This window comes from Phyllobacterium sp. RCAM01083 (assembly GCF_055685835.1).
On the sequence record NZ_JBVFZN010000005.1, the window covers coordinates 3,434,293 to 3,459,394 of the forward strand.

The 25,102-nt window shown below is 60.5% G+C and carries 29 protein-coding genes and 1 tRNA gene; 14 read left to right on the top strand and 16 right to left on the bottom strand.

What is annotated here, in order from left to right; translation table 11 throughout:
- Positions 1 to 29 precede the first annotated feature (29 nt).
- Positions 30 to 1,304 carry a hypothetical protein gene (locus ACZ25R_RS23660; protein ID WP_472462396.1) on the bottom strand — a complete coding sequence of 425 codons (1,275 nt, stop codon included), beginning with the start codon at positions 1,302 to 1,304 and terminating at the stop codon, positions 30 to 32.
- A gap of 319 nt (positions 1,305 to 1,623) precedes the next feature.
- Here ACZ25R_RS23660 and ACZ25R_RS23665 point away from each other — a divergent pair, with 319 nt between their 5' ends.
- The gene (locus ACZ25R_RS23665; protein ID WP_472462397.1) at positions 1,624 to 2,076 is read left to right on the top strand and encodes an SRPBCC family protein; all 453 of its coding nucleotides are present in this window, start codon (positions 1,624 to 1,626) and stop codon (positions 2,074 to 2,076) included.
- Complete coding sequence (locus ACZ25R_RS23670) at positions 2,069 to 2,611, top strand: GNAT family N-acetyltransferase (RefSeq protein ID WP_346305807.1); 543 nt, start codon at positions 2,069 to 2,071, stop codon at positions 2,609 to 2,611. Before ACZ25R_RS23665 ends, ACZ25R_RS23670 begins: the two co-directional genes overlap by 8 nt.
- A 34-nt stretch (positions 2,612 to 2,645) precedes the next feature.
- On the opposite strand, the gene ACZ25R_RS23675 is transcribed toward ACZ25R_RS23670, so the two are convergent.
- Together ACZ25R_RS23675 and ACZ25R_RS23680 are read right to left on the bottom strand one after the other, a co-directional pair.
- Positions 2,646 to 2,921, bottom strand: a complete 276-nt coding sequence (locus ACZ25R_RS23675) for an HU family DNA-binding protein (protein WP_091880272.1) — start codon at positions 2,919 to 2,921, stop codon at positions 2,646 to 2,648.
- A gap of 171 nt (positions 2,922 to 3,092) precedes the next feature.
- Positions 3,093 to 4,067 carry a LysR family transcriptional regulator gene (locus ACZ25R_RS23680; protein WP_472462398.1) on the bottom strand — a complete coding sequence of 325 codons (975 nt, stop codon included), beginning with the start codon at positions 4,065 to 4,067 and terminating at the stop codon, positions 3,093 to 3,095.
- A gap of 168 nt (positions 4,068 to 4,235) precedes the next feature.
- Here ACZ25R_RS23680 and ACZ25R_RS23685 point away from each other — a divergent pair, with 168 nt between their 5' ends.
- On the top strand, positions 4,236 to 5,189 hold the full coding sequence (locus ACZ25R_RS23685) for a ring-cleaving dioxygenase (protein ID WP_472462399.1): 954 nt from the start codon (positions 4,236 to 4,238) through the stop codon (positions 5,187 to 5,189).
- 155 nt (positions 5,190 to 5,344) lie between these two features.
- Here ACZ25R_RS23685 and ACZ25R_RS23690 read toward each other — a convergent pair whose 3' ends face one another.
- From ACZ25R_RS23690 to ACZ25R_RS23700, 3 genes are all read right to left on the bottom strand, one after another.
- On the bottom strand, positions 5,345 to 6,904 hold the full coding sequence (locus tag ACZ25R_RS23690; protein ID WP_472462400.1) for a VOC family protein: 1,560 nt from the start codon (positions 6,902 to 6,904) through the stop codon (positions 5,345 to 5,347).
- A 217-nt stretch (positions 6,905 to 7,121) separates the two neighbouring features.
- Positions 7,122 to 7,271 (bottom strand): DUF1127 domain-containing protein, encoded by a 150-nt coding sequence (locus ACZ25R_RS23695; RefSeq protein ID WP_091879951.1) that lies wholly within the window; start codon positions 7,269 to 7,271, stop codon positions 7,122 to 7,124.
- A gap of 245 nt (positions 7,272 to 7,516) precedes the next feature.
- Entirely contained in the window at positions 7,517 to 8,455 is a 939-nt protein-coding gene (locus ACZ25R_RS23700) for a hypothetical protein (RefSeq protein WP_472462401.1), read from the bottom strand.
- Positions 8,456 to 8,711: 256 nt separating this feature from the next.
- Here ACZ25R_RS23700 and ACZ25R_RS23705 point away from each other — a divergent pair, with 256 nt between their 5' ends.
- On the top strand, positions 8,712 to 8,840 hold the full coding sequence (locus tag ACZ25R_RS23705; RefSeq protein WP_472462402.1) for a hypothetical protein: 129 nt from the start codon (positions 8,712 to 8,714) through the stop codon (positions 8,838 to 8,840).
- A gap of 71 nt (positions 8,841 to 8,911) precedes the next feature.
- Here the strand turns inward: ACZ25R_RS23705 and ACZ25R_RS23710 are convergent.
- The 5 genes from ACZ25R_RS23710 to ACZ25R_RS23730 form a co-directional block, all read right to left on the bottom strand.
- Positions 8,912 to 8,988, bottom strand: a tRNA-Arg gene (locus ACZ25R_RS23710).
- A 213-nt stretch (positions 8,989 to 9,201) separates the two neighbouring features.
- Positions 9,202 to 10,155 carry an acetyl-CoA carboxylase carboxyltransferase subunit alpha gene (locus tag ACZ25R_RS23715; protein WP_223614118.1) on the bottom strand — a complete coding sequence of 318 codons (954 nt, stop codon included), beginning with the start codon at positions 10,153 to 10,155 and terminating at the stop codon, positions 9,202 to 9,204.
- Between the two features lie 215 nt (positions 10,156 to 10,370).
- Positions 10,371 to 10,904, bottom strand: a complete 534-nt coding sequence (locus ACZ25R_RS23720; protein ID WP_472462403.1) for a hypothetical protein — start codon at positions 10,902 to 10,904, stop codon at positions 10,371 to 10,373.
- Between the two features lie 35 nt (positions 10,905 to 10,939).
- Positions 10,940 to 11,866: a site-specific tyrosine recombinase XerD gene (locus ACZ25R_RS23725; protein WP_472462404.1), complete on the bottom strand. Its 927-nt coding sequence runs from the start codon at positions 11,864 to 11,866 to the stop codon at positions 10,940 to 10,942.
- A 4-nt stretch (positions 11,867 to 11,870) separates the two neighbouring features.
- A complete protein-coding gene (locus ACZ25R_RS23730; RefSeq protein WP_223613573.1) occupies positions 11,871 to 12,032 on the bottom strand; it encodes a histidine kinase in 162 nt (53 codons plus the stop codon).
- A 137-nt stretch (positions 12,033 to 12,169) separates the two neighbouring features.
- Between ACZ25R_RS23730 and ACZ25R_RS23735 the strand changes: the two genes are divergently transcribed.
- From ACZ25R_RS23735 to ACZ25R_RS23750, 4 genes are all read left to right on the top strand, one after another.
- Positions 12,170 to 12,775: a shikimate kinase gene (locus tag ACZ25R_RS23735; RefSeq protein WP_464661544.1), complete on the top strand. Its 606-nt coding sequence runs from the start codon at positions 12,170 to 12,172 to the stop codon at positions 12,773 to 12,775.
- Positions 12,772 to 13,887 (top strand): 3-dehydroquinate synthase, encoded by a 1,116-nt coding sequence (gene aroB, locus ACZ25R_RS23740; protein WP_472462405.1) that lies wholly within the window; start codon positions 12,772 to 12,774, stop codon positions 13,885 to 13,887. Before ACZ25R_RS23735 ends, aroB begins: the two co-directional genes overlap by 4 nt.
- Entirely contained in the window at positions 13,884 to 15,173 is a 1,290-nt protein-coding gene (locus ACZ25R_RS23745; RefSeq protein ID WP_223613570.1) for an HlyC/CorC family transporter, read from the top strand. The genes aroB and ACZ25R_RS23745 overlap by 4 nt, the downstream gene beginning before the upstream one ends.
- A gap of 74 nt (positions 15,174 to 15,247) precedes the next feature.
- A complete protein-coding gene (locus tag ACZ25R_RS23750) occupies positions 15,248 to 15,772 on the top strand; it encodes a TerB family tellurite resistance protein (RefSeq protein WP_472462406.1) in 525 nt (174 codons plus the stop codon).
- A gap of 12 nt (positions 15,773 to 15,784) precedes the next feature.
- Here ACZ25R_RS23750 and ACZ25R_RS23755 read toward each other — a convergent pair whose 3' ends face one another.
- On the bottom strand, positions 15,785 to 16,087 hold the full coding sequence (locus ACZ25R_RS23755; protein WP_472462407.1) for a BolA family protein: 303 nt from the start codon (positions 16,085 to 16,087) through the stop codon (positions 15,785 to 15,787).
- 143 nt (positions 16,088 to 16,230) lie between these two features.
- Between ACZ25R_RS23755 and ACZ25R_RS23760 the strand changes: the two genes are divergently transcribed.
- The 3 genes from ACZ25R_RS23760 (at position 16,231) to cobT (ending at position 19,877) form a co-directional block, all read left to right on the top strand.
- The gene (locus ACZ25R_RS23760) at positions 16,231 to 16,884 is read left to right on the top strand and encodes a J domain-containing protein (protein ID WP_105734507.1); all 654 of its coding nucleotides are present in this window, start codon (positions 16,231 to 16,233) and stop codon (positions 16,882 to 16,884) included.
- 94 nt (positions 16,885 to 16,978) lie between these two features.
- A complete protein-coding gene (gene cobS / locus ACZ25R_RS23765; protein ID WP_223613566.1) occupies positions 16,979 to 17,965 on the top strand; it encodes a cobaltochelatase subunit CobS in 987 nt (328 codons plus the stop codon).
- Between the two features lie 13 nt (positions 17,966 to 17,978).
- A complete protein-coding gene (gene cobT / locus ACZ25R_RS23770) occupies positions 17,979 to 19,877 on the top strand; it encodes a cobaltochelatase subunit CobT (protein WP_464661541.1) in 1,899 nt (632 codons plus the stop codon).
- Positions 19,878 to 19,981: 104 nt separating this feature from the next.
- On the opposite strand, the gene ACZ25R_RS23775 is transcribed toward cobT, so the two are convergent.
- Both ACZ25R_RS23775 and rpmB read right to left on the bottom strand, forming a co-directional pair.
- A complete protein-coding gene (locus ACZ25R_RS23775) occupies positions 19,982 to 20,632 on the bottom strand; it encodes a queuosine precursor transporter (RefSeq protein WP_472462408.1) in 651 nt (216 codons plus the stop codon).
- 88 nt (positions 20,633 to 20,720) lie between these two features.
- On the bottom strand, positions 20,721 to 21,020 hold the full coding sequence (rpmB, locus tag ACZ25R_RS23780; RefSeq protein ID WP_091879976.1) for a 50S ribosomal protein L28: 300 nt from the start codon (positions 21,018 to 21,020) through the stop codon (positions 20,721 to 20,723).
- 268 nt (positions 21,021 to 21,288) lie between these two features.
- Here rpmB and ACZ25R_RS23785 point away from each other — a divergent pair, with 268 nt between their 5' ends.
- Positions 21,289 to 22,092 carry a DUF3108 domain-containing protein gene (locus tag ACZ25R_RS23785; RefSeq protein ID WP_472462409.1) on the top strand — a complete coding sequence of 268 codons (804 nt, stop codon included), beginning with the start codon at positions 21,289 to 21,291 and terminating at the stop codon, positions 22,090 to 22,092.
- A gap of 73 nt (positions 22,093 to 22,165) precedes the next feature.
- Complete coding sequence (gene yddG / locus ACZ25R_RS23790; RefSeq protein WP_472462546.1) at positions 22,166 to 22,996, top strand: aromatic amino acid exporter YddG; 831 nt, start codon at positions 22,166 to 22,168, stop codon at positions 22,994 to 22,996.
- A 9-nt stretch (positions 22,997 to 23,005) separates the two neighbouring features.
- Here yddG and ACZ25R_RS23795 read toward each other — a convergent pair whose 3' ends face one another.
- Both ACZ25R_RS23795 and gloB read right to left on the bottom strand, forming a co-directional pair.
- Complete coding sequence (locus ACZ25R_RS23795) at positions 23,006 to 23,440, bottom strand: cupin domain-containing protein (protein ID WP_403180802.1); 435 nt, start codon at positions 23,438 to 23,440, stop codon at positions 23,006 to 23,008.
- Positions 23,440 to 24,210, bottom strand: coding sequence for a hydroxyacylglutathione hydrolase (gene gloB, locus ACZ25R_RS23800; protein WP_472462410.1), 771 nt, complete (start codon positions 24,208 to 24,210; stop codon positions 23,440 to 23,442). Before gloB ends, ACZ25R_RS23795 begins: the two co-directional genes overlap by 1 nt.
- A gap of 111 nt (positions 24,211 to 24,321) precedes the next feature.
- Here gloB and ACZ25R_RS23805 point away from each other — a divergent pair, with 111 nt between their 5' ends.
- Complete coding sequence (locus tag ACZ25R_RS23805) at positions 24,322 to 25,074, top strand: class I SAM-dependent methyltransferase (protein ID WP_346305791.1); 753 nt, start codon at positions 24,322 to 24,324, stop codon at positions 25,072 to 25,074.
- Positions 25,075 to 25,102: the final 28 nt, after the last annotated feature.

A 25,102-nucleotide genomic window follows, 5' to 3' on the forward strand; every position in this document is an offset into this window, starting at 1 on the left:
GGCCCTCCGGGCAGGCAAATAGACGTGGCTCAATTGCCGATGATTTTCCACCAGGCCTTTTTCGCTGGCTGTTCCGCCACCGTGGCTGTCACGTCCGGTGCCTGGGCGGGCGCTGCCGCCGGTGCCGGTACGCGTGCAATTGTCTGGCGTACCGGGGCAACGACATTGGCGGCGACCTGATTGGCGGTGGAAGCCGGTGCCGTGGTTGCGGCCGGGATGGCGGCAACCGTCATGCGGTGCCGTTTGCCGGCCTCGCGCTCGTCGCGGGCCTTGTCGGCGGCGACAGCGGAAGCGAGGCGGACCATGACCTGCGGCTTCAGCGCGGCGTCCTTGTCCTGCGGCGACAGGGATGGCGGCTCCTGGGTGACGCGTTCGCCGCGGGCGCGGCGGGCGCTCCATTCGGCGATGATCTTGGCTTCGTTCAGGCCCTGGATGGAACGGCTCGGCGCCTGGATGCTGCTCTTGCCGGCCATGGAGGAGAATGCGGCCTCATAATTGGTCTGATAGCTCTGATAGGCCATCTTCAGCGTTTCAGGCTGCTGCATGGGCGGGCATGTGGCCGTTGCGGCAATCGGTGCATTCGGATCGGTGGTGTTGTTGAAGACATATTTCTTCTCGCACACATCCACTTTCGGCGGCACCTTGGTGATCTCGAAGTGATCGTAGCCTTCCTTCAGGTTTTTCCAGAAGGGATAGTTCGGATCATCCTTGTAGCGCGCCATGTTGGCTGCAGTCATGCGGAACGGAAAGGCCTGGAGCTGGATCGAATCCTGCCCGCCCTTGAACGCGTCGCGGGCAAAGGCGTAGATTTCCTGAACCTGCGCATCGGTCATCGAATAGCAGCCTGACGACGAGCAGGCGCCGTGCACCATCAGATTGGCGCCAGTGCGGCCGAGCGCCTGGTCGAGCGCATTGGGAAAGCCCGTGTTGAAGGACAGGTAATAGCTGGATTTCGGATTCATCTGCCCGGGGCGCACGGCATAGAAGCCTTCCGGTGCCTGGCGGTCGCCCTCGATGAATTTCGGGCCGAGCTTGCCCGACCATTTGCAGATCTGGTAGCTCGTGACGATATCGTAGCGGCCGTTGTCCTTGCGTTTCCAGACTTCAAGAACGCTCTCTTCCTTGAAGATGCGGACCATGATCGGCGCGGTCATGGTCATGCCCTTGGTCTTCATCAGCTTGACCAGCTTTTCGGACAATTGCTTTTCAGATTTTGGTGCAAGGTCGGACACCGACGCGCCCTGGCAACCCGCCAGAAACAGGGTCAGCAATAACGGAGCAAGGATATGTGTCGGTATTTTCATCTTCGCAGCTGTTACCAGTTCGCTTCGCCGAAATTGTGTGGATTGAAATCCACAACCCCCTATTTGCATCCGGTATAGTTGATAAAGCCTTACTGCAATGAGTCAAATTGCTCAATCATGCAATTGTCACCTGCAATGAAGACAGGGCGGATTTATGGCGAAATACACTGTTTTTCCAAGATGATCCATCCGTTGCAACACGTACTTGCCCTGTAATACGCCATTGACAGGAAGCATTCGCCCTCATCAATTGTTGGTGTCCGGCCCGTGAGCGGCCGCGTTGCGTGCCCGTTTCATCAGCCGTGCAGGGAGGAACAGAATGGCAATTGCACCCTTTTTGACGCTCAAACGCCATCTGAAAGCGCCGCCGCGGCTGGTGTGGGCCGCCTGGACCGATCCCTCGATGATCGTGCGCTGGTGGGGCCCCACGGGAGCCAGAACCCTGAAGGCGGAAGCCGATCCGCGCCTTGGCGGCCGCTATCACATCGTCTTCGTCACCCCCGACGGCGAGCAGCACGATGTCAGCGGTGTCTATTGCGAGGTGCTGGTCGAGCAGCGCCTGGCCTTTACCTGGATGTGGATTACCCTGCCGGACCGGGAGTCGCTGGTAACGCTGGTGCTGGAACGGGTGGATGACGGCACATTGCTGACACTCATCCATGAGAAGTTCTACGACGAGGCGGCGCGGGATCGTCACAGGCAGGGCTGGAGCGGCGCGCTCGACAGTCTTGAGACTTTTATCAATCAACAGGCGGTGGATCATCGTGACTGAACATTCTGCAATCACATTTCGCCCGGCCTCACTGTCCTATCTGCCATTGATGGCGAAATGGCTCATGATGCCGCATATGCGTGACTCCTATCAGCCGGACCCGATAACTCCGCGCGAGGTTGCGGAGGAATATGGGCCATTGTTCACCGGCGAGACGCCGGATATCTGTCACATCGCCTATTATGGCGAGCAGCCTTTCGGTTATCTGCAATGCTACCGCAACGCGGACTATGAGGACGAGCTGCCCGCGCTCGACTATGGCATCAGCGTCGATCTGTTCATTGGCGAGCCGGACTATATCGGGCGCGGCATCGGTTCGCTGATGCTGCGGGAATATCTTGCGCAAATCGCCTTCCCGCATTTCACCGATGAGCGGTTTGCCTATATCACCCACGAGGCGGGTGATCTCGATGCGATCAGGGCATCGGAAGCGGCAGGTTTCCGGCCGGTTGACGAATTTGAAGAGGATGGCGACAGCGTTATTCTTTTCAGGTTCGAACGCAGCAGCAACGACAATAAAAAAGGCGGCGCCTGAGCACCGCCTTTCATGAAATCAGCACAAACGGTGATTAGCCGTTGAGGGCATCCTTCAGAGCCTTTGCAGGCTGGAAGGCAACCTTCTTGGAGGCTGCGATCTTGATCGTTGCGCCAGTTGCAGGGTTACGGCCTTCGCGAGCAGCGCGCGACTGTACCTTGAACTTGCCGAAGCCTGGCAGCGAAACTTCGTCGCCTGCGACGACGGCATCGGTGATGCCCTTAAGAACGCTATCAACAATCGCCTTGGACTGAACCTTTGTAAGACCCTGATCGGCGACAAGCTTCTCGATAAGATCGGACGTATTCATGTTGGCGGTTTCCTCAGTATATTCGTTGATCGAAGGCGTCTGTATGGCATGCGTTGCCGCCTCTGTCATCAGGAATAGGACGCATTTTCGGGGTTTATACCCAGTGTTTACAGGGTTTTTTGCAAAACCGGCTATGATTTTTCAGATCGGAGCCGGATGACGCCTGCAAATTCAGTCCGGTGATTCGGCCTGTGATTCCGCCGGTTCAGGGCTGCCGGTCTGCAGAGCGTCGGGCCTCTGCCAGATCGGAGGGTTGCCGATATGGCGCGCCACGTGGTCGATAAAGGCGCGCACCTTGGCCGAGACATGCCGGGTCGGCGGGTAGACCGCATAGATCCTGTAGGGCAGAGGCCTCGCCTCCGGCAAGACCGGGATGAGCGTGCCGCGCCGCAGCGCTTCGGCGGCGATGAACATGGGCAGGAGCACCAGGCCCAGTCCGGCGATGGCCATGTCGCGCATGGCTTCGCCATTGTTGGCCACGATGCGCCCGTGCATGGCAACCGAAATGGGTTCGCCGGGGGCCGCCGGGTTTTCGAACTGCCAGAGCTGGCTGGTGTTGACGTTGGAGTAATCGATGCACGCGTAGGAGCCGAGTTCGCCGAGGTTTTGGGGCAGGCCGTTGGCTGTGGCAAAAGCCGGGCTGCAGCATATGACGCGCGGGTCGGTGCACAGCTTGCGCGCGATCAGGCTGGAATCCCGCAGGATGCCGATGCGGATACCGGCATCGAAGCCGCCTTTGACGAGATCGACCATACGGTCGTCGAACTCAACAGCGATTTCGAGATCGGGATACTGCCGGGCGAAATCGGCAATCAGGCGGCTCAGGTAAAACGTGCCGAAGGTCATCGGCGCCGTGATGTGCAAGGTGCCGCGAATGGCGCTGTAGCGCTCCCCGACAGTGTCGGCCGCTTCGGTGAGCTCGCGCACCAGCGGCCGGACACGTTCGACAAAGGCGCGGGCATTGTCCGAGGCGAGCAGTTTGCGCGGCGAGCGCTGGAACAGTTCCGTACCGAGCGCCGCTTCCAGATCGGTGATACGCTTGCTGACCACGGATTTCGACAGGTTGAGCCGGGCGGCAGTCATGGTGATGCTGCCCGTCTCCATCACGTCGAGAAAAGTTAAGAGATCGTCGAAGCGCCATTTCATGGTTCTCTTATAGAGGACAACGGCGCAACAACAAAGACGGTTCAGGGAAAATCGTTCTGCCCTGCCGAACATGGGTTGCATCGAAGCGGGCTTTATATCGGCGCCTGTAGCGCAGATATTCACCCCAACGGCGCATGAGCGCCAGGCAACATCATTCAGGAGGCTTTCATGTCCCTACAATTGACAGGTATCCATCATCTGACCGCCATCACGGCGAATGCCCCGGAAAACCTGCGTTTCTATACGCAGACCCTCGGTTTGCGGCTCGTCAAGAAGACAGTCAACCAGGACGATACCAGCGCCTATCACCTGTTCTATGCCGATGGCGAGGCAACGCCCGGCACCGACGTGACCTTCTTCGACTGGCCTGTCGGCCCGGAACGGCGCGGCACGCACAGCATTGCGCGCACGGGTCTGCGCGTCGGCAGCAAGGCCAGTCTTGTCTGGTGGAAGGCACGCTTCAACGAACTTGGCGTCAAGTCGGACGAAATCGTCGCAATCGGCGGCCGTGACTCGCTCGATTTCGAGGACGGCGAAGGCCAGCGTTTCCGGCTGATCGATGATGGCGGCGCGGGCCCGTCGCATCCATGGGACAAGAGCCCGGTTCCGGCCGAACACCAGATCCGCGGTCTTGGGCCGATCACCATCAGCGTGCCTGACATCACCAACACGGAAGCCATTCTCCTGCATGTGATGAACATGCGCCAGACCAGCACCTATCCGTCTCCCGACGGGGCCGGTCATGTCCACGTCTTTTCCATGGGCGAGGGCGGCCCTGCTGCCGAACTGCATGTTGCCGTCCAGCCGGATCTTCCCGTGGCCCGTCAGGGTGCGGGTGCGGTGCATCACGTGGCGTTCCGGGCGCCGGATGTGCAGCAACTGCACGAATGGACGGAACGGCTGAAGAGTTTCCGCATGCCGTCCAGCGGCGAGGTCGAGCGCTATTACTTCCGCTCGCTGTATTTCCGCGAGCCCAATGGCATTCTGTTCGAGATCGCCACGGATGGTCCCGGCTTCACCGTTGACGAGCCGCTGGAAACGCTGGGCGAAGGATTGTCCCTGCCGCCGTTCCTCGAGGGCAAGCGGGCGTCCATCGAAGCAAATCTGAAGCCTCTGGTCTAACCGGAGGCATTTGGTGGTGCGTGGTTCGACAAGCTCACCATGAGGGAGGTTGAGCGTTGCAGGGGTTATATTCTGCAACGCTCATGATCGGTTTTGAAGCCAACCCAGTCCCCTCATGGTGAGCTTGTCGAACCACGCACCATGCTTTTCCGAAGTCAGGCCGGGCGATTCGCTGCAATCCACTGCCGCACGGCATCGATGTCATGCTGCCCGGTTTCATGCCCGGCATGGACACGCTGGACGGTAAGGTCCGCTCCGGCCCGCCGCAACAGCACTTCGAGATCGGGTGTCTTGGCGCCGAACAGGTCGTGTTCGCCACTGACCATCAGAATTTTCGCATGGCTCAAATCCGGCTGCGGCGTCTCCTCAAGAACATTCATCGCGCGCAGGAGAATCGCATTCCTGACAAGGCCGGGATGCAGCAGCATGGTTGCCACCAGCATGTTGGCGCCGTTGGAATAACCCAGAAACACCGTGCGTTCGAGATCGAGACGATAGGCCTCGGCGGCCCCTTCGATGAAGGCCGCCAGTGCTTCGGCCTCCGAACGGATATCCTGCTGGTCGAAGCTCAGGGGGCCGAAGCGGCGGAACCAGCGGCCGATGCCCTCCTCGTTGCTGCGCCCGCGTAAACCAATGAGGGTGGCATGCGGCGCGGAATTGGCGGCAAGCGGCAGCAGCGTGGTCTCATTGCCGTCGGAGCCATGCAAAAGCACAAGCGTCAGGCCATCGGTGTGGTCAGGCGTATAGACACGGTGCACGAAAGGCAGCTCGCGGTAGAGGAACCGCTCCTCGCCGGGCAGGCCGAACTGCGGCAGCATCACTTTGAGATTGCCGGCCTCTTCGGCAAAATGCGGCGGAATGAACAGTTGCGTGCCGAGCGTTTCCAGCGGCTCGTCCACAAGCATGCCGGGACCGTCGGTCGCCATCTCGAACAGCGTGCCGCCGGGCTCGCGCACATAGATCGAGTGAAAATACTTGCGGTCATGCATGGCGGTCGCGTCCGCCCCATCCCTGATCAGGCTGTTATAGGTCTCCTGGACATGGGCGATATCGGGCGAGCGGAAGGCGATGTGATCGACCGTTCCGGTGCCGGGCGCCGAACTCCAGAAGCCGCTGGCATCGCGCACATCGACACAATCGCCGGTATCCGAAACCATCCGCACGATCGTGTCGGTGCGCTCGCCGGCGTGAAAGCCGAAATAGGTTTCGAGAAAGGCGCAGGTGGCCTGCGGCTGTTCGGTGAGGACCGTGGCGCCGCGGATGCGCCGGATGGCGTCGGCCGCGGCAATACCCCGGGCGGTCCACGGCGCGGTGCCCGTTACCCCTGATGTTCCGACGAGTTTCACGATCACGCCGTCGGGGTCTTTCAGCCGCAGGACCGTTTCGCCGAACTCCTGTGCGGGGCCGGTGACGGCAATGTTGTGCTGGAGCGCGCGGGTCAGCCAGAAGCCGATGGCATCCGGGGCGATGGCAAGCGCGATTTCGCTCGGCTGCCCGTAACCCACCCGGCCGAGCGATCCGTCTTCCCAGACGAGAAAGGTGACCAACGAACCGGGGGTTGCCGATGTGTCGCCATAGAGGAGGTGAAGCTGGGTCGCGTCTTCATAGCCGCCGGTGCGCTTGACGAGGCGAAGGCCGAGAAAACCGGCATAGAAGTCCACATTCGCCTGAACGCTGCGGGTGATCAGGGTGATGTGGTGGATGCCGCTTGTCATGAAGTTCCTCCGCCTGTGGATCATGCGACCAATATGCGGCGATCAATACGGGGAAAGCCAGCGGGCGGCAATCAGGCAGGGCCTGAAAAAACAACACCCACCGCGGGAGGAGGTGCGGTGGGTGCTATTTGTAAAGGCCGGCTGGGAGGAGGAGTGCCGGCCTTTGAACGTTCGGAACCTGGGAGGAGGTCATCCCGAACGTTAACTTTGAATTCGATTAGCGCGCAGCTGCGGCCTTCTTGGCAACGAAGGCGATATCGCCACGGGAGATGCCGAGGTCGTTCAGTTCACGTGCGGACAGGCGGTTCAGTTCCGTGACGGTGTCACGATAACGGCGCCAGTTGTTGTAAGAGCGGATCAGGTTCATTTCACTCACCTTGGTAACTTATTGTTTGTTGGATCATTTCTTGATCGTGACCTGCATATAGTCGATGCCCGGCGAAACTTGCAGTGACAAGAATGCATAGCTGCTTTGCAGGAAGTGCGGAGTGGATGGCCAAATTGGGGCGGGTCGAATCACGTCAATCATGACGGCCTTGAAGGGGTGCAAAAACCCGCTTCCATCTTGCCGCGGCAGCCGGCCCGCCCGGCATGGCCGCGACGCCTGTCCGGTTATCGCTGTCCGTGACTGCGGACCTTTTGAACGACCCTTCGCAGCGGCTGCGTCATCCGCCACGAGGTGCTCGATCGGATGGCGGTCAGTTCCTCCTGCAGCCGCAGAATAATCTGCGCCTGTTCCCGTGACATTTGCTCAAGGGCGCTGTGGTCCGGATTGTGCCTGTCCATGGCTGCGGCATGAAGAAGCCGCATCTTCTTGATCTCGCGCCGCAGGGCAATGTTGTCGAGCTGCTCCAGTGACGGAAAGTCATCCGGTGCCGCCGCCGGGAGTTTTGGCAGGGTTTGCACGGCAATTTCCGATTCCACCCGTACTTTTTCAGGATCTATCAGGCTCTTGTGCAGCGGCAGAATGGATTCGAGGCTCGCCGACGGGGGCAGGCATCCCCGGAGCGTGGAAAAGAGATATTCGGGGTCCTGGGTGAAACGCGGAAAGGCGATGAGATAAATCGGTATTCCCGCCCGCGTCAGGCGCTCGACAAGGTGATGGAATCCCACGGCCAGCAGCCGGGCCTGATCGACGGGATCGAGCGCATACACCGCGCCTCCGGGCGTTTCTCCCCAGTGGTCCCAGGTCCGTGCCTCGTCGGCCATCCATTCCTGGGTGTGATGGAGTCTCTGCAGTTCGAGAATGATCCGGCTGCTTGCCGCTTCCGCCAGATTGCGTATGGGAATGATGACGCCGTCAATCGTAATGTCGGTGCGCTTGAGCACCTCGTCGATGAACTGGTACAGCCAGGGGGATTTGACGACGTAGGGAAGGTTCGCGCCGCCATGGAGAACCAGATCCTCCAAACCGGCATTGGCGTCCTCTATCAGATGGGTCTGTCCGTTGGATCTGGTGATGTGTGTGGTCAGTCCCAGGGCATCGAGATATCGGACGAGAAGGCTCGTTCCGGCCCGGCCTGTACCCGCGATGAGGAGATGATTTGCCATGCGTGTCTCGTATTATCTGGCAAACAGATACACCCGGCCTTGGGCGGAAAACAGTTACAAGTTGTTAAGTTTGTTGATCGCGAAAAAGCCCGTTTTCTGGGCATGGGGACGCCGCCTGCGGGCAGACTTTTCGGCGCCGCGGCGGGGAGGGCAAATCGAAATCCCCGATTGAACCGGTATTGAGCATGGCCTTGCTGTCGGTTCGCCGGGGCTTGGGCCAAGATCGGGCTCCTGATCCCCACGCGAGAACGAAGCCGTGTACGACGAGTATGACGACAAACAATACCTGCATTATACGACACCCGTCTGGGTGCATCTGCTGGCCTTTGGCGTCGTGGTGGGGATTGCCGTGCTGATCTGCGAACTCTGCCAATCCCTGGCCTAGAATCAGGACTGCTGCGACATCGGCCAATGCCGGCCGCGCAAACAGGGATATCGATTTTCGTCGGGAAGGAATGGCGCGCCCGAAAGGATTCGAACCTCTGACCCCCAGATTCGTAGTCTGGTGCTCTATCCAGCTGAGCTACGGGCGCGTGCCACACTTGCGCGTTCGTCTGCGCAGGCCGGTTCGTAATCGGTTGGGCTGTGAATTGCAAGCAGCTTTGGCAAAAAAACCGCAACAATTTTTTGCCGGAACGTCGCACCCCGGTTTATTCGGCGGCTTAGCGCCTTTCCGGCCGCGTGCACCCGCGTCTTTCCGGCAGAAAAGAAAAGGCCCGGAGAATGTCCGGGCCTTTGTGCAGGTCTTAAAGGTTGCGCCCGATGGCGAGGAACTTGTCGCGCCGGTCTTTCCTGAGCGCTTCGCCGTCCATCGAGGCCATGGATTTCAGGGCAACATTGATGATGTTGCCCGTCGCCTCGATCACCGCATCCTTGCCGCGATGGGCGCCGCCCGTGGGTTCGGGAATGATGCCGTCGATGATTTTCAGCTCGTACAGGTCCTGTGCGGTGATGCGCATGTTGGTTGCCGCATCCTTGGCGCGGGTGGAATCGTGCCAGAGGATCGATGCCGCGCCTTCCGGCGAGATCACCGAGTAAATCGCATGTTCGAGCATGTAGACGCGATTCGCCGTAGCAATGGCGATGGCCCCGCCGGAGCCGCCTTCGCCGATGATGACGGAAACCATCGGCACTTTCAGGTTCAGCGATGCCGCCGTGGACCGCGCAATGGCTTCCGCCTGTCCGCGCTCTTCCGCGGCGATGCCCGGAAAGGCGCCGGCCGTATCGACGAGCGTGATGACCGGAAGGTTGAAGCGGTCGGCCAGGTCCATGACGCGCACGGCCTTGCGGTAACCTTCGGGCATGGCCATGCCGAAATTGTGCTTGAGGCGGGACTTCGTATCGTTGCCCTTTTCCTGGCCGATCACGGCGACGGCCTGGCCGTTGAAACGGGCAAGACCGGCCTGGATGGCCTCGTCTTCGGCAAAGTTGCGGTCACCGGCGAGCGGCGTGAAGTCCGTGAATAGCTTGCCGATGTAGTCGACGCAATGCGGACGGTCGGGATGGCGGGCGATCTGCGCCTTCTGCCAGGGGGTCAGCTTGCGGTAGAGATCGCGCAAAGCTTCGGCCGACCGCTTTTCCAGGCGGGCGATCTCGTCATTTGTGTCGAGCGCGCCGCCTTCTTCCGCAAGCTTCTTCAGTTCGAGAATCTTGCCATCGAGATCAGCGACCGGCTTTTCGAAATCGAGATAGTTGTACATGGACGACGTGTCTGCCTGCATAACGGTGGATTTTTCACGACCTAACTGGCTGTTGCGGACGCTCATGTCAAGGAAGCATGGCGGACAAGGCGCGTTCGCGGCGCCAGTTATAGGGATAATTCCGGCGAAGGTGTGGTGGAAACCCGTGGATAAGGACGAAGTTCAGGGCCTTGCCTGCGTGGCGGGCCTGACGGAAGAGCCATAGCGGGCGCCGCTCATGCATCCGGTTTCCTGGTCGATGCCCGGGGTTTGCCCGGTGCCGTCTTGCGTTTCCGCGCCGGTCTTGCCCGCTTAGCAGGTTTTGGGCGCTGCCATCCGATCCATTCGCCTTCGCCGTCGTAATAGTGAAAGCCCTGCGATGCATTGTGCAGGCCCTTGCGTAGCTCGTCGATGTCGAGACCGGGCATGTTCTGCAGAAGGACTGGCGGAAGATGGTCGATGTTCAGCCAGTCCGCGTGGAAATAGATGTGTTCGGGAGCCTTTTCGTTGTCAACGATGATGAACCATTCGCTCTCCATGTAGTCGCCGAACCAGGGGTCGGGAAACATGGCCTGTTTGAAGGAGAAACCGAAACCGTCGATCTCGTCCCAATCCCAGTGTTCCCGCCAGCCCATGGAGCGGATCAGCTGGCTGGATCGCGTGAACCCGGTTTCGTCGAAGCGCATCACTTCGCTATCGGCTTCGACAGGCGCCGGTTCCGGTCTCGAAAACAGCTTTTTCAACAGCCGCCACATAGAGAGTCCCGCCAAGTCTATGGTCCCGCCTGTTTCGCGGGGGAATGGGTTCAGTCTGCCAGAGGGTGGTGCTCCGTGACAAGGCGGTGCAACCGCTCCTCCATGACATGGGTATAAATCTGGGTCGTTGAAATATCCGAATGACCCAGCAATTGTTGGACCGCACGCAGGTCCGCGCCATTCTGCAGGAGATGGCTGGCGAAGGCATGCCGTAACACGTGCGGCGAGATTGCTGAAGTCACAAGTCCGGCACGGGCGGCCAGCCCCTTCAATTCGCGGGCGAAAACCTGCCGCGCCAGAAAGCCGCTTTCGGAGATGGCCGGGAAAAGCCAGGGATTGCCGGCAAGGTTCGGCAAGGCATCGCGCACGGCGAGATATGTGGTCATTGCCACACGGGCCTTGCCGGAGAGCGGGACCATGCGGTCCTTCGAGCCCTTGCCGCGCACCATCAGAAAGCGGTGATCGGAGCGGGCAACCGTCACCGGCAGCCCGACCAGTTCGGAAACGCGCAAGCCCGTCGCATAGAGAATTTCCAGCAGCGCATGCAGGCGCAAGGCGCGCAGATGATCGCCCGCCGGGGCCGCCGCGTCCAGGGTTTCCAGTTCGGCCCGCCCAAGCAGCTTCTCGACATCCGCCTCGCTGAGGATTTTTGGCAGCGAACGGTCCTTCCTTGGCGCGTCCAGCGTGCCCGTCGGGTCGTCGGTGCGGATATTTTCCGTATAGAGAAAGCGGAAGAACTGGCGCAGCGCGGACAGGCGCCGTGCCTGTGAGGTCGCGGCATAGCCGCGTCCGGCGATATCGTCGAGATAGGCGCGGATTGTTGCGGGCTCCGCCATGGTCAGCTGCACGCCGGCGGCGCTGGCAAAACCCGCCGCATCCTCGAGGTCGCGGCGATAGGACTCCAGTGTGTTCTGCGCCGCGCCCCGTTCGGCGCTCATCATCTCAAGAAATGTCTCTATCGCTGCTGCTGCACGCATGGCTCTACTTCGGATTGCCGGGTTTGACATTAAGCTTTTCTGCGGGAATGCGGATGGTCAGTTCCGTCTGTGTCGGATGCACGAAGGTCACGAGCGCCAGCATTCCCGCATAGACGAGCCCGGCGAGAACCGCGAGGGTGATGATCAATCGGGTCAGTGTGGGCATCAAATCGACTTTGCAAGCTGGCTTTGCGTGTTCCATAATCCTGCAACGGAAACTCTTATGAATTGATGAAGGCCAGACATAAGGACAACCCCACACTTTGCTTGACGAAAGCCCGGTTTTCCTGTCGAAACGCATTTATGAACAGCATTGACGATATTCTTGGCACAGCCCAGGTTCCGGAGTTGGCCCGATCCATCCGGGAGCGCCTGGGGCACCGGTCTATTGTGCTCGTCGGTTTGATGGGCGCAGGCAAATCCACCGTGGGTAAAAAACTGGCTTCGCTGGTCGAACTGCCGTTTTTTGACGCCGACAATGAGATTGAAAAAGTCTCGACCATGACCATTCCCGAACTGTTCGAGGCCTATGGCGAAGCGGAATTCCGCGATCTGGAGCGCCGGGTTATCGCGCGCATGCTCGAAGACGGCCCCATCGTTCTGGCGACCGGCGGCGGCGCCTATATGAACGAGCAGACGCGCGGTGCCATCGCATCCGAAGGCATATCGATCTGGCTGAATGCGGAACTCGACGTGCTGATGAACCGCGTGGTGCGCAAGCAGAACCGGCCGCTCCTGAAAAGCGACAATCCGCGCGCCGTCATGGAACGGCTGATGAGCGAGCGCTATCCGGTCTACGCGCAGGCGGATCTGACCATTCTCTCACGCGAGGAAAAGAAAGAAATCATCGCGCTTGAAGCGATGCAGGCGGTATCGCAGCATCTGGACAACAAGGAATCCCCGCGATGAGCGCCCTGACGACAGTTCCGGTCAAACTTGGAGACCGTTCCTACGACATTCTCATCGGCGCTGGCCTGATCGAGCGTGCCGGGCAGGAGATTGCCGGGCGCACCGGCGCAGGGCGGGTGGCCATCGTCACGGACGAGAACGTTGCCGCGCTGCATCTGCAGCGCCTGGTGGACAGCCTGAAGGCCGCCGGCATCGAATCGACGCCGGTTCTTGTCGCGCCCGGTGAAAAGTCGAAAGGTTTTGCCACGCTCGAAACCGTCACCAACGCCATCCTGGCCGCCCGGCTGGAGCGGGGCGATATCGTCATCGCCTTCGGCGGCGGCGTGATCGGCGATCTCGCCGGCTTTGCCGCGAGCATCGCCCGGCGCGGCATGGGCTTCGTGCAGATACCGACTTCGCTGCTGGCCCAGGTGGATTCATCCGTTGGCGGCAAGACCGGTATCAACACCGCGCATGGCAAGAACCTCGTCGGTGCGTTCTACCAGCCGCAACTGGTGCTGGCCGACACGGATGTGCTCGACACGTTGAGCCCGCGCGAATTTCGCGCCGGCTATGCGGAAGTCGCCAAATACGGGCTGATCGACCGGCCGGATTTCTTCGCATGGCTGGAGACGAACTGGCAGGGCATTTTTGCCGGCGGGCCGGAGCGGACCCATGCCATCGCCGTGTCCTGCCAGTCAAAGGCCGATGTCGTGGCACGCGACGAGCGCGAAACCGGCGACCGGGCGCTGCTCAATCTCGGCCACACATTCGGCCACGCGCTGGAGACAGCCACGCAATACGATTCCGCCCGTCTCGTGCATGGCGAAGGCGTTGCCATCGGCATGGTCCTCGCGCACCAGTTTTCGGTTAAGATGAATCTGGCGAGCGCCGACGATGCCCGGCGGGTCGAAGCGCATTTGCGGCAGGTCGGGCTGCCGGTTTCCATCGGCGACATTCCCGGTGCCTTGCCGCCAGCGGAGAGGCTGATGGAGTATATTGCCCAGGATAAGAAGGTGACGCGAGGCACGCTGACCTTCATTCTCACCCGCGGTATCGGCCAGTCCTTCATCGCCCGGGATGTACCGCCATCCGCCGTTCTCAGCTTTTTGCAGGAGAAACACCCAAAATGAACCTGGAACTCTGGATCTTTTGCGGAATCATTTTCCTTCTGATCCTGATGTCTGGTCTTTTTTCAGGATCCGAAACCGCGCTGACCGCCGTGTCGCGCGCCCGGATGCACCGGCTCTCGAAGCGCGGCGATGACCGTGCAACGGTTGTCGAAGGTCTCATCGAAAAGCGCGACCGGCTGATCGGTGTCATGCTGATCGGCAACAATCTCATCAATATTCTTGCGTCATCCCTAACCACGAGCATGCTGCTCAACCTGTTCGGACAGGCGGGCGTTGCCTATGCCACCGCGATCATGACCGTGCTTCTGGTGATCTTCGCCGAGGTGCTGCCGAAATCCTGGGCGATCTCCAGCCCCGACCGCAATGCGCTGGCGCTGGTGCGGTTCGCACAGGTTGCCGTGTTCATCTTCGGCCCGCTGTCGGACCTCATCAACTGGATCGTGCGCCGTATCCTCGGCCTGTTCGGCATCGATCTCGGTTCGGTGAAATCGATGCTGTCGGCGCAGGAGGAACTGCGCGGCGCCGTCGATCTCCTGCACCGGGAGGGTTCGGTAGTGAAGCGCGACCGCGACCAGATCGGCGGTCTGCTCGATCTGCGCGAGCTCGAAGTCTATGACGTCATGATCCACAGGACGGATATGGATTCGATCAATGCCGATGATCCGATCGAGGAGATCATCGGCCAGATTCTGGCGAGCCACCATACCCGCATTCCGGTCTGGCGCGGCGACAACGACAATATTGTCGGTGTCGTGCATGCCAAGGACCTGGTGCGCGCCATCCGCGATTCCAACCGGGATTTCTCCAAGATCAACATCATGAAGGTGGCGACCAAGCCCTGGTTCGTGCCCGATACGACAACCCTGCAGGACCAGCTCAATGCCTTCCTGCGCCGCAAGGCGCATATCGCCATCGTTGTGGATGAATATGGCGACGTGCAGGGCCTGATCACGCTCGAAGACATTCTCGAGGAGATTGTCGGCGATATCGCCGACGAGCATGACATCGACGTTCAGGGCTGCCGCCCCCAGCCGGATGGTTCGGTGTTGGTTGATGGCTCGGTTCCGATCCGCGACCTCAACCGGGCGCTCGACTGGAACCTGCCGGATGCGGAGGCCACGACCATTGCCGGTCTCGTCATCCACGAAACCCAGAGCATCCCCACGGAAAAACAGGCATTCACCTTCCACGGCAAGCGCTTCACCGTGCTGAAGCGGGAAAAAAACCGCATTACCCGGCTTCGTATTCGACCTTTGGAGGATGACGAAAAGGGCAAAACCAGTTAAGCTGCCGCCACTGGTTCGATTATTTTAAGATATTGTTTTTTCAGACGCTTTCCTGCGCATAAGCTAGGGGCTGCATGCATATTGTTATTGCCATTTTAAGTGGAATTGCCGCGATTTTTTACTGGATGTTCCGGCTGCAATGGGCCGCTCGTTCCATTCGGGATCTGGACAGAAATACGCCTCGTCTGAGAAACAGGAGCAAGCGGGCATTCGACCGTCTCGTTGGCTCACGCCATAGCCGGATTCGTGATCCGCGGCTGGCGGCAACCGTGCTGATGATCCAGCTCGTGCGCACCGGTGCGCCGCTGACCCATGCTGAAAGACGGCAGATCATCGCGCTGTTGGCCGGTCCGCTGGGGATCGGCGATCCGGATGCGATGTTTCGCAAAGCCTGGCGCTATACCAGGCGCCGGGGTTCGTTCCCCTCGATGGCTGACGATATGGTGCCGATGCTGCGGGTGCGCCTGAGCGTGGACGAGCGTTTTCAGCTGATCGGCATGCTGCGGCAGACTGCCGCCGCCTATGGCGGGGAGAGCGAGTTGCAGGCGCAGATGATCGCCCGCCTGCAACGGCAACTGATGCAAAGCGGGGATGTTTAGGCAGGAAAGCCTCTAGCGGCGTGTCGCTTCGCCGGGAGCCGCCGGTTCCAGTGCGAGCGCGTGGAGGTTGCCGGCCAATTCGTCCTTCAGCACCTCGTTGATCGCCCTGTGCCGCGCGACGCGTGACAGGCCCGCAAAAGCTTCTGCGACAATGCGCACGCGAAAATGCGTTTCACCCGAACCGTCGAATGTGGCATGATGCCCGCTGTCTTCATGATGGTGGCCGGCATGAAGGTGGCTCTCGTTGATAACGGTCAATGAAACAGGATGAAAAGCCTGCGTCAGTTTGTTTTCGATCGCTGACTGAGTGGACATTTCGTTCTCCTGCGCCCATATGGTAGTTTCATTTGGCAAACCCGTACATGATCACAAATTTACCGCCATTTCAGGCGTTAGGTTGATCCATGGGCAATTGTCAATTCTTGTCTTGTAAACCAATCCGTTGATAATCGTACGCAATGACCTCAAATTCGAAATATTTTGACAGCATCCGCATCCGCCCGAAAAAGGTGGAAGAGGAGAAATCGCGCATTCCCGTGTGCCAGTGGGATGGCTGCGACAAGCCGGGTCCGCACCGTGCACCGGTTGGGCGCATGAAGGAAGGCGAGTTCTTTCATTTCTGCATCGATCATGTCCGTGAATACAACAAAGGCTACAACTATTTTTCCGGTCTCTCCGACGCGGAAGTCGCGCGTTATCAAAAGGAAGCCCTGACCGGCGACCGGCCGACCTGGACCGTCGCGGGCCTGCCGGGCAGCGGCGCTGGCGCCAGCGCGGCGGCTGCAGCGTCCGGCGGTGCCAAGACGTCGCCGGACTTTTCCAAGCTGCGCTCGGGCCGGGCCGCCTATCAGAACCGTTTCCGTGATCCGAACAGCGTGTTCGGTGATGCACGGCCGAGTGCGCGCCTGCGCAAGGCCAAGCCTTTGGAGGCAAAAGCGCTGGATACTCTCGGTCTTGATGTAAAAGCCACTGGCGAAGACATCAAGTCGCGCTATAAAGAACTGGTGAAGCGCCATCATCCCGATGCAAACGGCGGTGATCGGGCTTCCGAGGATCGTTTCCGCGACGTTATCCAGGCTTATCAATTGCTCAAACAGGCTGGTTTTTGCTAAGGACCATGTTTGGCTGAATTCGAAGCCTCCCGTCGAGGCTTCATGGGTGTGACTATCTTATTGCGTCTGCGCGTGCAGTCGCGCTGGAGGCATGATGAATAAGGTTGATCGCGATATTGCGAATTTGCCGGATACTACGGTTTCTGCCGCAAAGCTTTTCGGATTTGATACCGACATGATGGTCCCTGCCTACAAGGCAGGCGATGCTTACGTGCCGGAGACCGATCCGGATTATCTGTTCGACAAGCAGACCACGCTGGCCATTCTGGCCGGGTTTGCCTTCAACCGGCGCGTCATGGTGTCCGGCTACCACGGAACAGGCAAGTCGACCCACATCGAACAGGTCGCCGCCCGCCTCAACTGGCCGTGCGTGCGCGTCAATCTCGACAGCCATGTCAGCCGTATCGATCTCGTCGGCAAAGATGCCATCGTCGTCAAGGACGGCATGCAGATCACCGAATTCCGCGACGGTATCCTGCCATGGGCCTATCAGCACAATGTGGCGCTGGTGTTCGACGAGTATGATGCCGGCCGTCCGGACGTGATGTTCGTGATCCAGCGCGTGCTGGAATCGTCCGGCCGCCTGACCCTGCTCGACCAGAGCCGCGTGATCCGTCCGCATCCGGCCTTCCGCCTGTTCGCGACAGCCAACACCGTCGGTCTCGGCGATACAACTGGCCTCTACCACGGCACACAGCAGATCAACCAGGCGCAGATGGACCGCTGGTCCATCGTGACGACGCTCAACTACCTGCCGCATGACAACGAAGCCGCCATCGTTCTGGCCAAGGCCAAGCACTACCAGAACAAGGAAGGCAAGGAGATCGTCTCGAAGATGGTCCGCGTTGCCGACATGACCCGTGCCGCCTTCATCAATGGCGATCTCTCCACGGTGATGAGCCCGCGTACGGTCATCACCTGGGCTGAAAATGCCGATATCTTCAAGGATGTCGGCTTCGCCTTCCGCCTGACCTTCCTCAACAAGTGCGATGAACTGGAACGTCCGATCGTTGCCGAGTTCTATCAGCGTGCGTTCGGCAAGGAACTGCCGGAGTCGACGGCCAATGTGGTCATAGGCTGAGCGTCATCAGAGCATGGCGGGCCCGGGAGACAATTCACGCACAAATCCGAAAGGCCCGGTTGATTCCGAGCCCTTCAAGCGCGCGGTTACGGCCTGCATGCGGGCCATTGCCGGTGATCATGAAATGGAAGTCGGGTTTGGCAATGATCGCCCGGCCCTGACGGGGCATCGGGCGCGTCTGCCCGACCTGCCCAAGCGTCCGACGGCGAACGATATCGCGGTTACCCGCGGCATCGGCGATTCCATGGCGTTGCGCAAGGCATGCCACAACGACCGCATTCATGCGACGCTGGCGCCGGAAGGCAAGCAGGCGCGTGCCATTTTCGATGCGGTCGAACAGGCGCGCGTCGAGGCAATCGGTGCCCTGCGCATGGACGGCATGGCCGAGAATCTCAGTTCGATGCTGTCGGACAAATATTCCCGCGCCAATTTTCCGGCCATCACCGACAAGGCCGAAGCGCCGCTGGAAGAAGCGATTGCGCTTGTGGTGCGCGAGAAGCTGACGGGCCGCAAGGCGCCCGAGTCCGCCGGCAATGTCGTCGACCTCTGGCGTGACTGGATCGAGGAAAAGGCGGCGGCCGACCTCGAGCATCTCGGCGACAAGATCAACGACCAGAACGCCTTCGCCCGCGTCGTCCGCGAAATGCTGGCCTCCATGGAGATGGCCGAAGAGCTGTCGCAGGAAAGCGAGCAGGACGAGGACCAGGAAAACAACGAAGACACACCGGAGCCCGAAGAGAACAACGAGGGCGGTTCCGACGAAGACCAGGGCAGTGACGCATCCGAGGACGATGATTCGGAAAGCTCCAGCGACGACAGCCAGTCGGGCGAGACCGAGGCCGCTGATGCTTCCTCCGACGAGATTGACGACGATGCGGATACGGATGCGGAAATGCCCGGCGAGGCACGCCGTCCGAACCAGCCGTTTTCCAATCTCGGCAGCGAAAGCGGCTACAAGGTCTTCACCCAGGAATTCGACGAAACCACCGATGCGGAAGAACTGTGCGACGATGCGGAGCTGGAGCGCCTCCGGGCTTTCCTCGACAAGCAGCTCGCCAATCTTTCCGGTGTCGTGGGTCGTCTCGCCAACCGCCTGCAGCGGCGCCTGATGGCGCAGCAGAACCGTTCCTGGGATTTCGATCTGGAGGAGGGCTATCTCGATTCGGCGCGTCTCGTGCGCGTGGTCATCGATCCGACGCAGCCCCTGTCCTACAAGCAGGAACGCGATACGGATTTCCGCGATACGATCGTCACCCTGCTGATCGACAATTCCGGTTCCATGCGCGGCCGTCCTATTACGGTCGCGGCGACCTGCGCCGACATTCTGGCGCGCACGCTCGAGCGCTGCGGTGTGAAAGTCGAGATTCTCGGCTTCACCACCAAGGCATGGAAGGGCGGGCAGGCGCGCGAGGCCTGGCTGGAGCGCGGCAAGCCTGCCAATCCCGGCCGTCTCAACGATCTGCGCCATATCGTCTACAAGCGCGCCGATGCCCCGTGGCGCCGTTCCAGGCGCAATCTCGGGCTGATGATGCGCGAAGGGCTGCTGAAGGAAAACATCGATGGCGAAGCCCTGATCTGGGCACATCAGCGTCTGCTGGGCCGGCCGGAGCAGCGCAAGATCCTGATGATGATTTCCGACGGTGCGCCGGTCGACGATTCCACCCTGTCGGTCAACCCCGGCAATTATCTCGAACGGCACCTGCGCGCCGTGATCGAGGAGATCGAGACGCGCTCGCCGGTGGAACTGATCGCCATCGGCATCGGCCATGACGTGACACGCTATTACCGGCGCGCGGTGACCATCGTCGATGCGGAAGAGCTGGCGGGCGCGATGACCGAGCAGTTGGCATCGCTGTTTGAAGAGCAGGAACAGCGCCGCGCCGCGGGCAAATCTGCCGCCCGCAAACATTGAGATGAACCGTATGACGCTGCTTGGTCGGCGCATACGGTTCATTCTTCTTCCGATTCTGCCGCCTGCGGTCGTCGCGGCGGCCGTTCGATCCCGCAGAGAAATCTTTATCTGGAGTCCCGGTTGGCCGAATAGATCGCAGGCGCGAAGACGGCAAGAATGGCGCCGTAGGGCACCAGCATCACCACGGCCATGACAATCTTTACCAACATGTCGCCGAAGCCGAGCGACATCCACAGCGGGATATCCTTGCCGAGGAAAGGCACCAGCATGGCGAGCGATGAGTCGGCGCGTCCCGTCGCCAGGTCGATCCAGGCGAACTGGGCGGCAAAGGCGATGGAGAAAAACAGCAGCGTATCGAGCAGCGAACCGAACACGGCGGACGCGAACGGCGCTTTCCACCAGGTCAGCTGGCGCAGCTTGCTGAAAACGGTGACATCCAGCAGCTGGGCGCAGAGAAACGCCGAGCCCGAGGCGATGGCGATGCGCGGCGTTGCCAGCCAGACCGACAGAATCACCGCGATGACGAAACCGGCATAGACGACCTTGCGGGCGAATTGCGGTCCGAAACGGCGATTCGACAGGTCATTGACGAGGAAGGCAACGGGATAGGTAAAGGCGCCGTAGGTCAGGATTTCGCTCAATCCAAGATGATTGAACGGGTACTGCACCAGAATATTGGAGGCAGCCACGACCAGGCACATGGCGAGGACGGGGAAAATGAAATCCGACAGGGAATAGGCGCGCGAAAGCGGCATTTTTTTATCCTGGGTAATGGAACCAGCAACAATAAGGCCAGCATGCGCTGGCCTCAAGCGATTAGGATGTCAGAGCCGTGTTGGCCGATCAGGCAGCAACAGGCGCTTCAGCCGACTTCTTGGCAATCTGGCGCTTCAGGAGGCGGGCACGCTGTGACAGCTCCTTCTCGTCAGCCTTGTTCAAGAATGCATCCAGACCACCGCGATGTTCAACGGTGCGCAGGGCATGGGCCGAAACACGCAGACGGAAGCTCTGACCGAGAGCTTCGGAGATCAGCGTAACGTGGCAAAGGTTCGGCAGGAAGCGGCGGCGCGTTCTGTTGTTCGCGTGGCTCACATTGTTGCCGTACTGTACCGATTTAGCGGTCAATTCACATGTGCGGGACATTGGGTCTCACCTTCAAAATTCATTACCTATAGCCCGAATGTTCTTGTTACCATCACACGTCGCCGTGCAGCGGCGCGCATATCGGACAGGCGGCCTATTGGGAAGTCGCGTTTCTATAGTGATATGAGCCGCGCGCGTCAAGTGTGCTTCTGCTCCGGTTTTGTGTATTTAACGGACTTGTCGCAATGTTTAACACAACTTTGCCTGCTTTGTACGGTCTCACCACAGGCAATTCACACGTGCGTGATGCAATTTGAAGGAGCGGGACATGACTGGTCTCATTCGGCGGCCCGGCTGCGGATATGCTGCGATTGCCGCAGGGATACTGCTCGTTGCGGGGGCGCTCCCGGCGCGCGCCGAGGAAGTCTACAAATCCGATTACCGGGTTTCACTGCTCGGCCTGACGATTGCCAAGGCAAATTTCTCAACCAGTGTCTCGGGCGGCGCCTATACGGTATCGGGTGGCCTGAGAAGCTCGGGCCTCGTGACCGTCTTCGACGACACCAAGGGCAATATCGATGTCAAAGGCCAGTTTGGCAAAACCGGCCCGCTGCCGAACTCCTATCTGGTCAAGTACCGGCACGGCAAGAAGGACAAGAGCACGTCGATTGCCTTCGCCAATGGCAATGTGACGGAAACCACCAATGTCCCGCCGGTCAGGAAGAAGGACAAATGGGTGGAGCTTGAGCCCGCGGCGCTGCAGGGCGTGACCGATCCGATCTCCGGCGTCATGGTTGCTGCGGACAGCATCGGCCAGGTCTGCACCCAGACCCTGCATCTCTATGACGGACAGACGCGGGTGGATCTCCAGCTCTCGCCATCCGGGAGCCCGCAGCCGTTCTCCACCAAGGGTTTCAAGGGCGATACGGTCACCTGCTCGGTCAAGTTCATTCCGGTCGGCGGCTACCAGGCGGGGCGCGATGCGATCGAATATCTGAAAAACAAAAGCAAGATCAGTCTCACCTTTGCATCCCTCGGCAACTCCGGTATCTATTCGCCGGTGCAGGCGAAGATCGGCACGCAGATTGGAACGGTGACGGTTTACGCGACCCGTTTTGAAAAGATGCAATAGAAGCGGCAGGGGCGCCGCTCTTTTTAAATGGGGGCGGCGCGTGGCTACATCTGTCGGGTTTCTTGCGGTTATCATGTGGGCGATGCTCGCGCTGTTTACCGATGTCTCCGGCAAGGTGCCGCCGTTTCAGCTGACGGCCATGACCTTCGCCATCGGCGCCTGTCTTGGTCTGCTGTCCTGGCTCTGGCGGCCGGGCGCGGCACAGCACCTGCGCCAGCCGGCAAAGGTCTGGCTTCTCGGCGTTGTCGGCCTGTTCGGCTATCACTTCCTGTATTTCACCGCCCTGCGCAACGCGCCGGCGGTTGATGCCAGTCTCATCGCCTATCTCTGGCCGCTGTTCATCGTGGTCGGCTCGGCGCTGATGCCGGGCGAGCGCCTGCGCTGGTTCCATGTGCTGGGAACCCTTTTGGGACTGGCCGGCACGGTGCTGATCGTCACCAAGGGCGGCAGTGTCGGCTTCGAGGCGCAATATGCCTTCGGTTACGCCATGGCCGGGCTTTGCGCCCTGACCTGGTCCGCCTATTCGCTGCTGTCGCGGCGTTTTGCCAGCGTGCCGACCGATGCGGTGACCGGCTTTTGCGTCGCGACATCGGCTCTGTCGCTGATTTCGCATCTGGCGCTGGAGCAGACCGTCTGGCCCGAATCGCTGATGCAGTGGCTGGCCGTGCTGGGGCTCGGGCTTTTCCCGGTGGGCGCAGCCTTCTATGCCTGGGATTTCGGTGTCAAGCGCGGCAATATCCAGGTGCTGGGTGCATCGAGCTATGCGGCGCCGCTGCTGTCGACACTTGTCCTGATCGCGGCGGGGGCAGCCGAACCAACGGTGCGCGTCCTGCTCGCCTGCCTGCTGATCACCCTTGGCGCCGTGCTGGCCGCCAAGGAGATGATTTTCCGGAAACGGGTTTAGGTCCTGACCCTAGGGCTCCCAACCCGGCTCGGCCAGCTCGAACTGGGCGAAGTCGAAGCCCGGTGCAACCGTGCAGCCAACCAGCGTCCAGTCGCCAAGCGATTTGGCTGTCTGCCAGTGTCCGGCGGGGACAATGCCCTGCGGCCGCTCGCCTGCCATGATATCCATGCCGAGCCGGTGGACCTCATGCGGCGCGCCTTCGGTTGCAATGGTCAGTTGCAGCGGTGCCCCGCCATACCAGTGCCAGACCTCGGCCGCGTCTTTCACCCGGTGCCAGGCGGAAACCTCGCCCTTCTCGAGCAGGAAATAGATGGCGGTGGAATGGCCGCGCCCGCCCACCGGCCAGCCGTTCTGGTTGTCGCGAAACATCTGGATATAGGCGCCGCCCTCGGGGTGCGGCTGCAGCCCCAGCGCGGCGCGGATCTGTTCAGCGGTCAACGTCATCAGAAATTGTCCTTGCGCTTGCGGATTTCGGTGAAAACGGCCTCGTCGCTGGCGTTCTCCAGCTTCAGGTTGCGGCGGATCGCCGGGTCATGCCAGCGCAGGAACGGGTTGGTTGCCATTTCGCGCAGCAAAGTGGTGGGCAATGTCGGCAGGCCGGCCTCGCGCAGGGCAAAGATTTCCCTGGCGCGTTCCTTTAGCGCCGAATTGTCCGGATCGATCGACAGGGCAAACCGCGCATTGCTTTCGGTATATTCGTGCCCGCAATAGATCTGCGTGTCGACCGGCAGCTTGATGAGATGGTTGAGCGACCGGAACATGGTTGCCGGGGTTCCCTCGAACAGGCGCCCGCATCCGAGCGAGAACAGCGTGTCGCCGGTGAAAACAACCTTGGCTTCGGGGATATGATAGGAAATCTCGCCGGCGGTATGGCCGGGCGTGGAAATGACGAACACGTCGAAATTGCCGAAGCGGAAGCGGTCGCCATGTTTCAGCGTGCGGTCGATGCCGGGTATATTGGCCTTTTCCGCGTCCGGGCCGAGGATTTCGAGCTTGAACCGCTTTTTCAGCGCAAGGTTGGCGCCGACATGATCATTGTGGTGATGGGTCGAGAAGATATGGGTCAGCGTCCAGCCGCGGCGCTTGAGCGCGTCGAGCACGGGCTTTTCCTCCGGGGCATCGATGGAAGCGGTGAGATTGGCATCGGGGTCGTGGATCAGCACGCCGAAATTGTCGCTGAGCGCGGTGAACTGTTCTATCTGCAGATTTGACATGGGGCCTGTCCGGTTTGTGCGTTGCGATCAGGATAGCCAGCTGTCCGGCGGGCGCAACCCGTCTCCAAGCCATTTTCTTGATGTTATGATTTGCCGTGTTAGGTTGAATGTATGCATCTCGATATCATCGACCTCCGCGCCTTCTATGCTTCCACCCTCGGCCACCTGACCGAGCGGGCGATTACCATGGCCCTCGCGCCGATCTGGCCGAAACTGCCGGGCGAACGGCTTGTCGGTCTTGGCTATGTCGTGCCCTATCTCGACCGGTTTCGCGGCGATACGGAGCGGACATTCGCCTTCATGCCTGCCGGGCAGGGCGCGGCGAGCTGGCCGCCGGCGGAAGCGTCGTCGACAGCGCTGGTGTTCGAGGAAGACCTGCCGCTGCCGGATTCGGCGGTGGACCGTATTTTGATGGTGCATGCGCTGGAACATGCGGAAGACCCGCGCGAGACGCTCAAGGAAATGTGGCGGGCGTTGGCCCCGAACGGGCGGCTCGTCATCGTCGTTCCCAACCGGCGCGGCCTGTGGGCCCGCTTCGAGCACACACCCTTCGGCAGCGGACGGCCCTACAGCCGGGGGCAGTTGATCCGCCTTCTGCGGGAAACCAATTTCACGCCAGGTCCGTGGGCCGAAGCGCTGTTCTTCCCGCCATCGTCGCGGCGCTGGATCATGCGCCCGTCCAGCCTGTTCGAGCGCGTGGGACGGCGTTTCTGGCCGGTTTTCTCCGGCGTGCTCATCGTGGAGGCGCAAAAGCGCATCTATCAGGGCCTGCCGGTTGCCCAGCGGTCATCGCGGCGTGTCTTCGTGCCGGTGCTCTCGCCGCAAGGCACGGCCATGCGGCGGGACGGCCCGGACGAGAATTGAGCCGCCGGCGGATTGGTGCGTGGTTCGA

Coding starts and splice junctions, on each gene's coding strand:
- ACZ25R_RS23660 (WP_472462396.1), bottom strand. CDS start 1,304: ATGAAAATACCGACACATATCCTTGCTCCGTTATTGCTGACCCTGTTT.
- ACZ25R_RS23665 (WP_472462397.1), top strand. CDS start 1,624: ATGGCAATTGCACCCTTTTTGACGCTCAAACGCCATCTGAAAGCGCCG.
- ACZ25R_RS23675 (WP_091880272.1), bottom strand. CDS start 2,921: ATGAATACGTCCGATCTTATCGAGAAGCTTGTCGCCGATCAGGGTCTT.
- ACZ25R_RS23680 (WP_472462398.1), bottom strand. CDS start 4,067: ATGAAATGGCGCTTCGACGATCTCTTAACTTTTCTCGACGTGATGGAG.
- ACZ25R_RS23685 (WP_472462399.1), top strand. CDS start 4,236: ATGTCCCTACAATTGACAGGTATCCATCATCTGACCGCCATCACGGCG.
- ACZ25R_RS23690 (WP_472462400.1), bottom strand. CDS start 6,904: ATGACAAGCGGCATCCACCACATCACCCTGATCACCCGCAGCGTTCAG.
- ACZ25R_RS23695 (WP_091879951.1), bottom strand. CDS start 7,271: ATGAACCTGATCCGCTCTTACAACAACTGGCGCCGTTATCGTGACACC.
- ACZ25R_RS23700 (WP_472462401.1), bottom strand. CDS start 8,455: ATGGCAAATCATCTCCTCATCGCGGGTACAGGCCGGGCCGGAACGAGC.
- ACZ25R_RS23715 (WP_223614118.1), bottom strand. CDS start 10,155: ATGTACAACTATCTCGATTTCGAAAAGCCGGTCGCTGATCTCGATGGC.
- ACZ25R_RS23725 (WP_472462404.1), bottom strand. CDS start 11,866: ATGCGTGCAGCAGCAGCGATAGAGACATTTCTTGAGATGATGAGCGCC.
- ACZ25R_RS23730 (WP_223613573.1), bottom strand. CDS start 12,032: ATGCCCACACTGACCCGATTGATCATCACCCTCGCGGTTCTCGCCGGG.
- ACZ25R_RS23735 (WP_464661544.1), top strand. CDS start 12,170: ATGAACAGCATTGACGATATTCTTGGCACAGCCCAGGTTCCGGAGTTG.
- aroB (WP_472462405.1), top strand. CDS start 12,772: ATGAGCGCCCTGACGACAGTTCCGGTCAAACTTGGAGACCGTTCCTAC.
- ACZ25R_RS23745 (WP_223613570.1), top strand. CDS start 13,884: ATGAACCTGGAACTCTGGATCTTTTGCGGAATCATTTTCCTTCTGATC.
- ACZ25R_RS23750 (WP_472462406.1), top strand. CDS start 15,248: ATGCATATTGTTATTGCCATTTTAAGTGGAATTGCCGCGATTTTTTAC.
- ACZ25R_RS23755 (WP_472462407.1), bottom strand. CDS start 16,087: ATGTCCACTCAGTCAGCGATCGAAAACAAACTGACGCAGGCTTTTCAT.
- ACZ25R_RS23760 (WP_105734507.1), top strand. CDS start 16,231: ATGACCTCAAATTCGAAATATTTTGACAGCATCCGCATCCGCCCGAAA.
- cobS (WP_223613566.1), top strand. CDS start 16,979: ATGAATAAGGTTGATCGCGATATTGCGAATTTGCCGGATACTACGGTT.
- cobT (WP_464661541.1), top strand. CDS start 17,979: ATGGCGGGCCCGGGAGACAATTCACGCACAAATCCGAAAGGCCCGGTT.
- ACZ25R_RS23775 (WP_472462408.1), bottom strand. CDS start 20,632: ATGCCGCTTTCGCGCGCCTATTCCCTGTCGGATTTCATTTTCCCCGTC.
- rpmB (WP_091879976.1), bottom strand. CDS start 21,020: ATGTCCCGCACATGTGAATTGACCGCTAAATCGGTACAGTACGGCAAC.
- ACZ25R_RS23785 (WP_472462409.1), top strand. CDS start 21,289: ATGACTGGTCTCATTCGGCGGCCCGGCTGCGGATATGCTGCGATTGCC.
- yddG (WP_472462546.1), top strand. CDS start 22,166: ATGTGGGCGATGCTCGCGCTGTTTACCGATGTCTCCGGCAAGGTGCCG.
- ACZ25R_RS23795 (WP_403180802.1), bottom strand. CDS start 23,440: ATGACGTTGACCGCTGAACAGATCCGCGCCGCGCTGGGGCTGCAGCCG.
- gloB (WP_472462410.1), bottom strand. CDS start 24,210: ATGTCAAATCTGCAGATAGAACAGTTCACCGCGCTCAGCGACAATTTC.
- ACZ25R_RS23805 (WP_346305791.1), top strand. CDS start 24,322: ATGCATCTCGATATCATCGACCTCCGCGCCTTCTATGCTTCCACCCTC.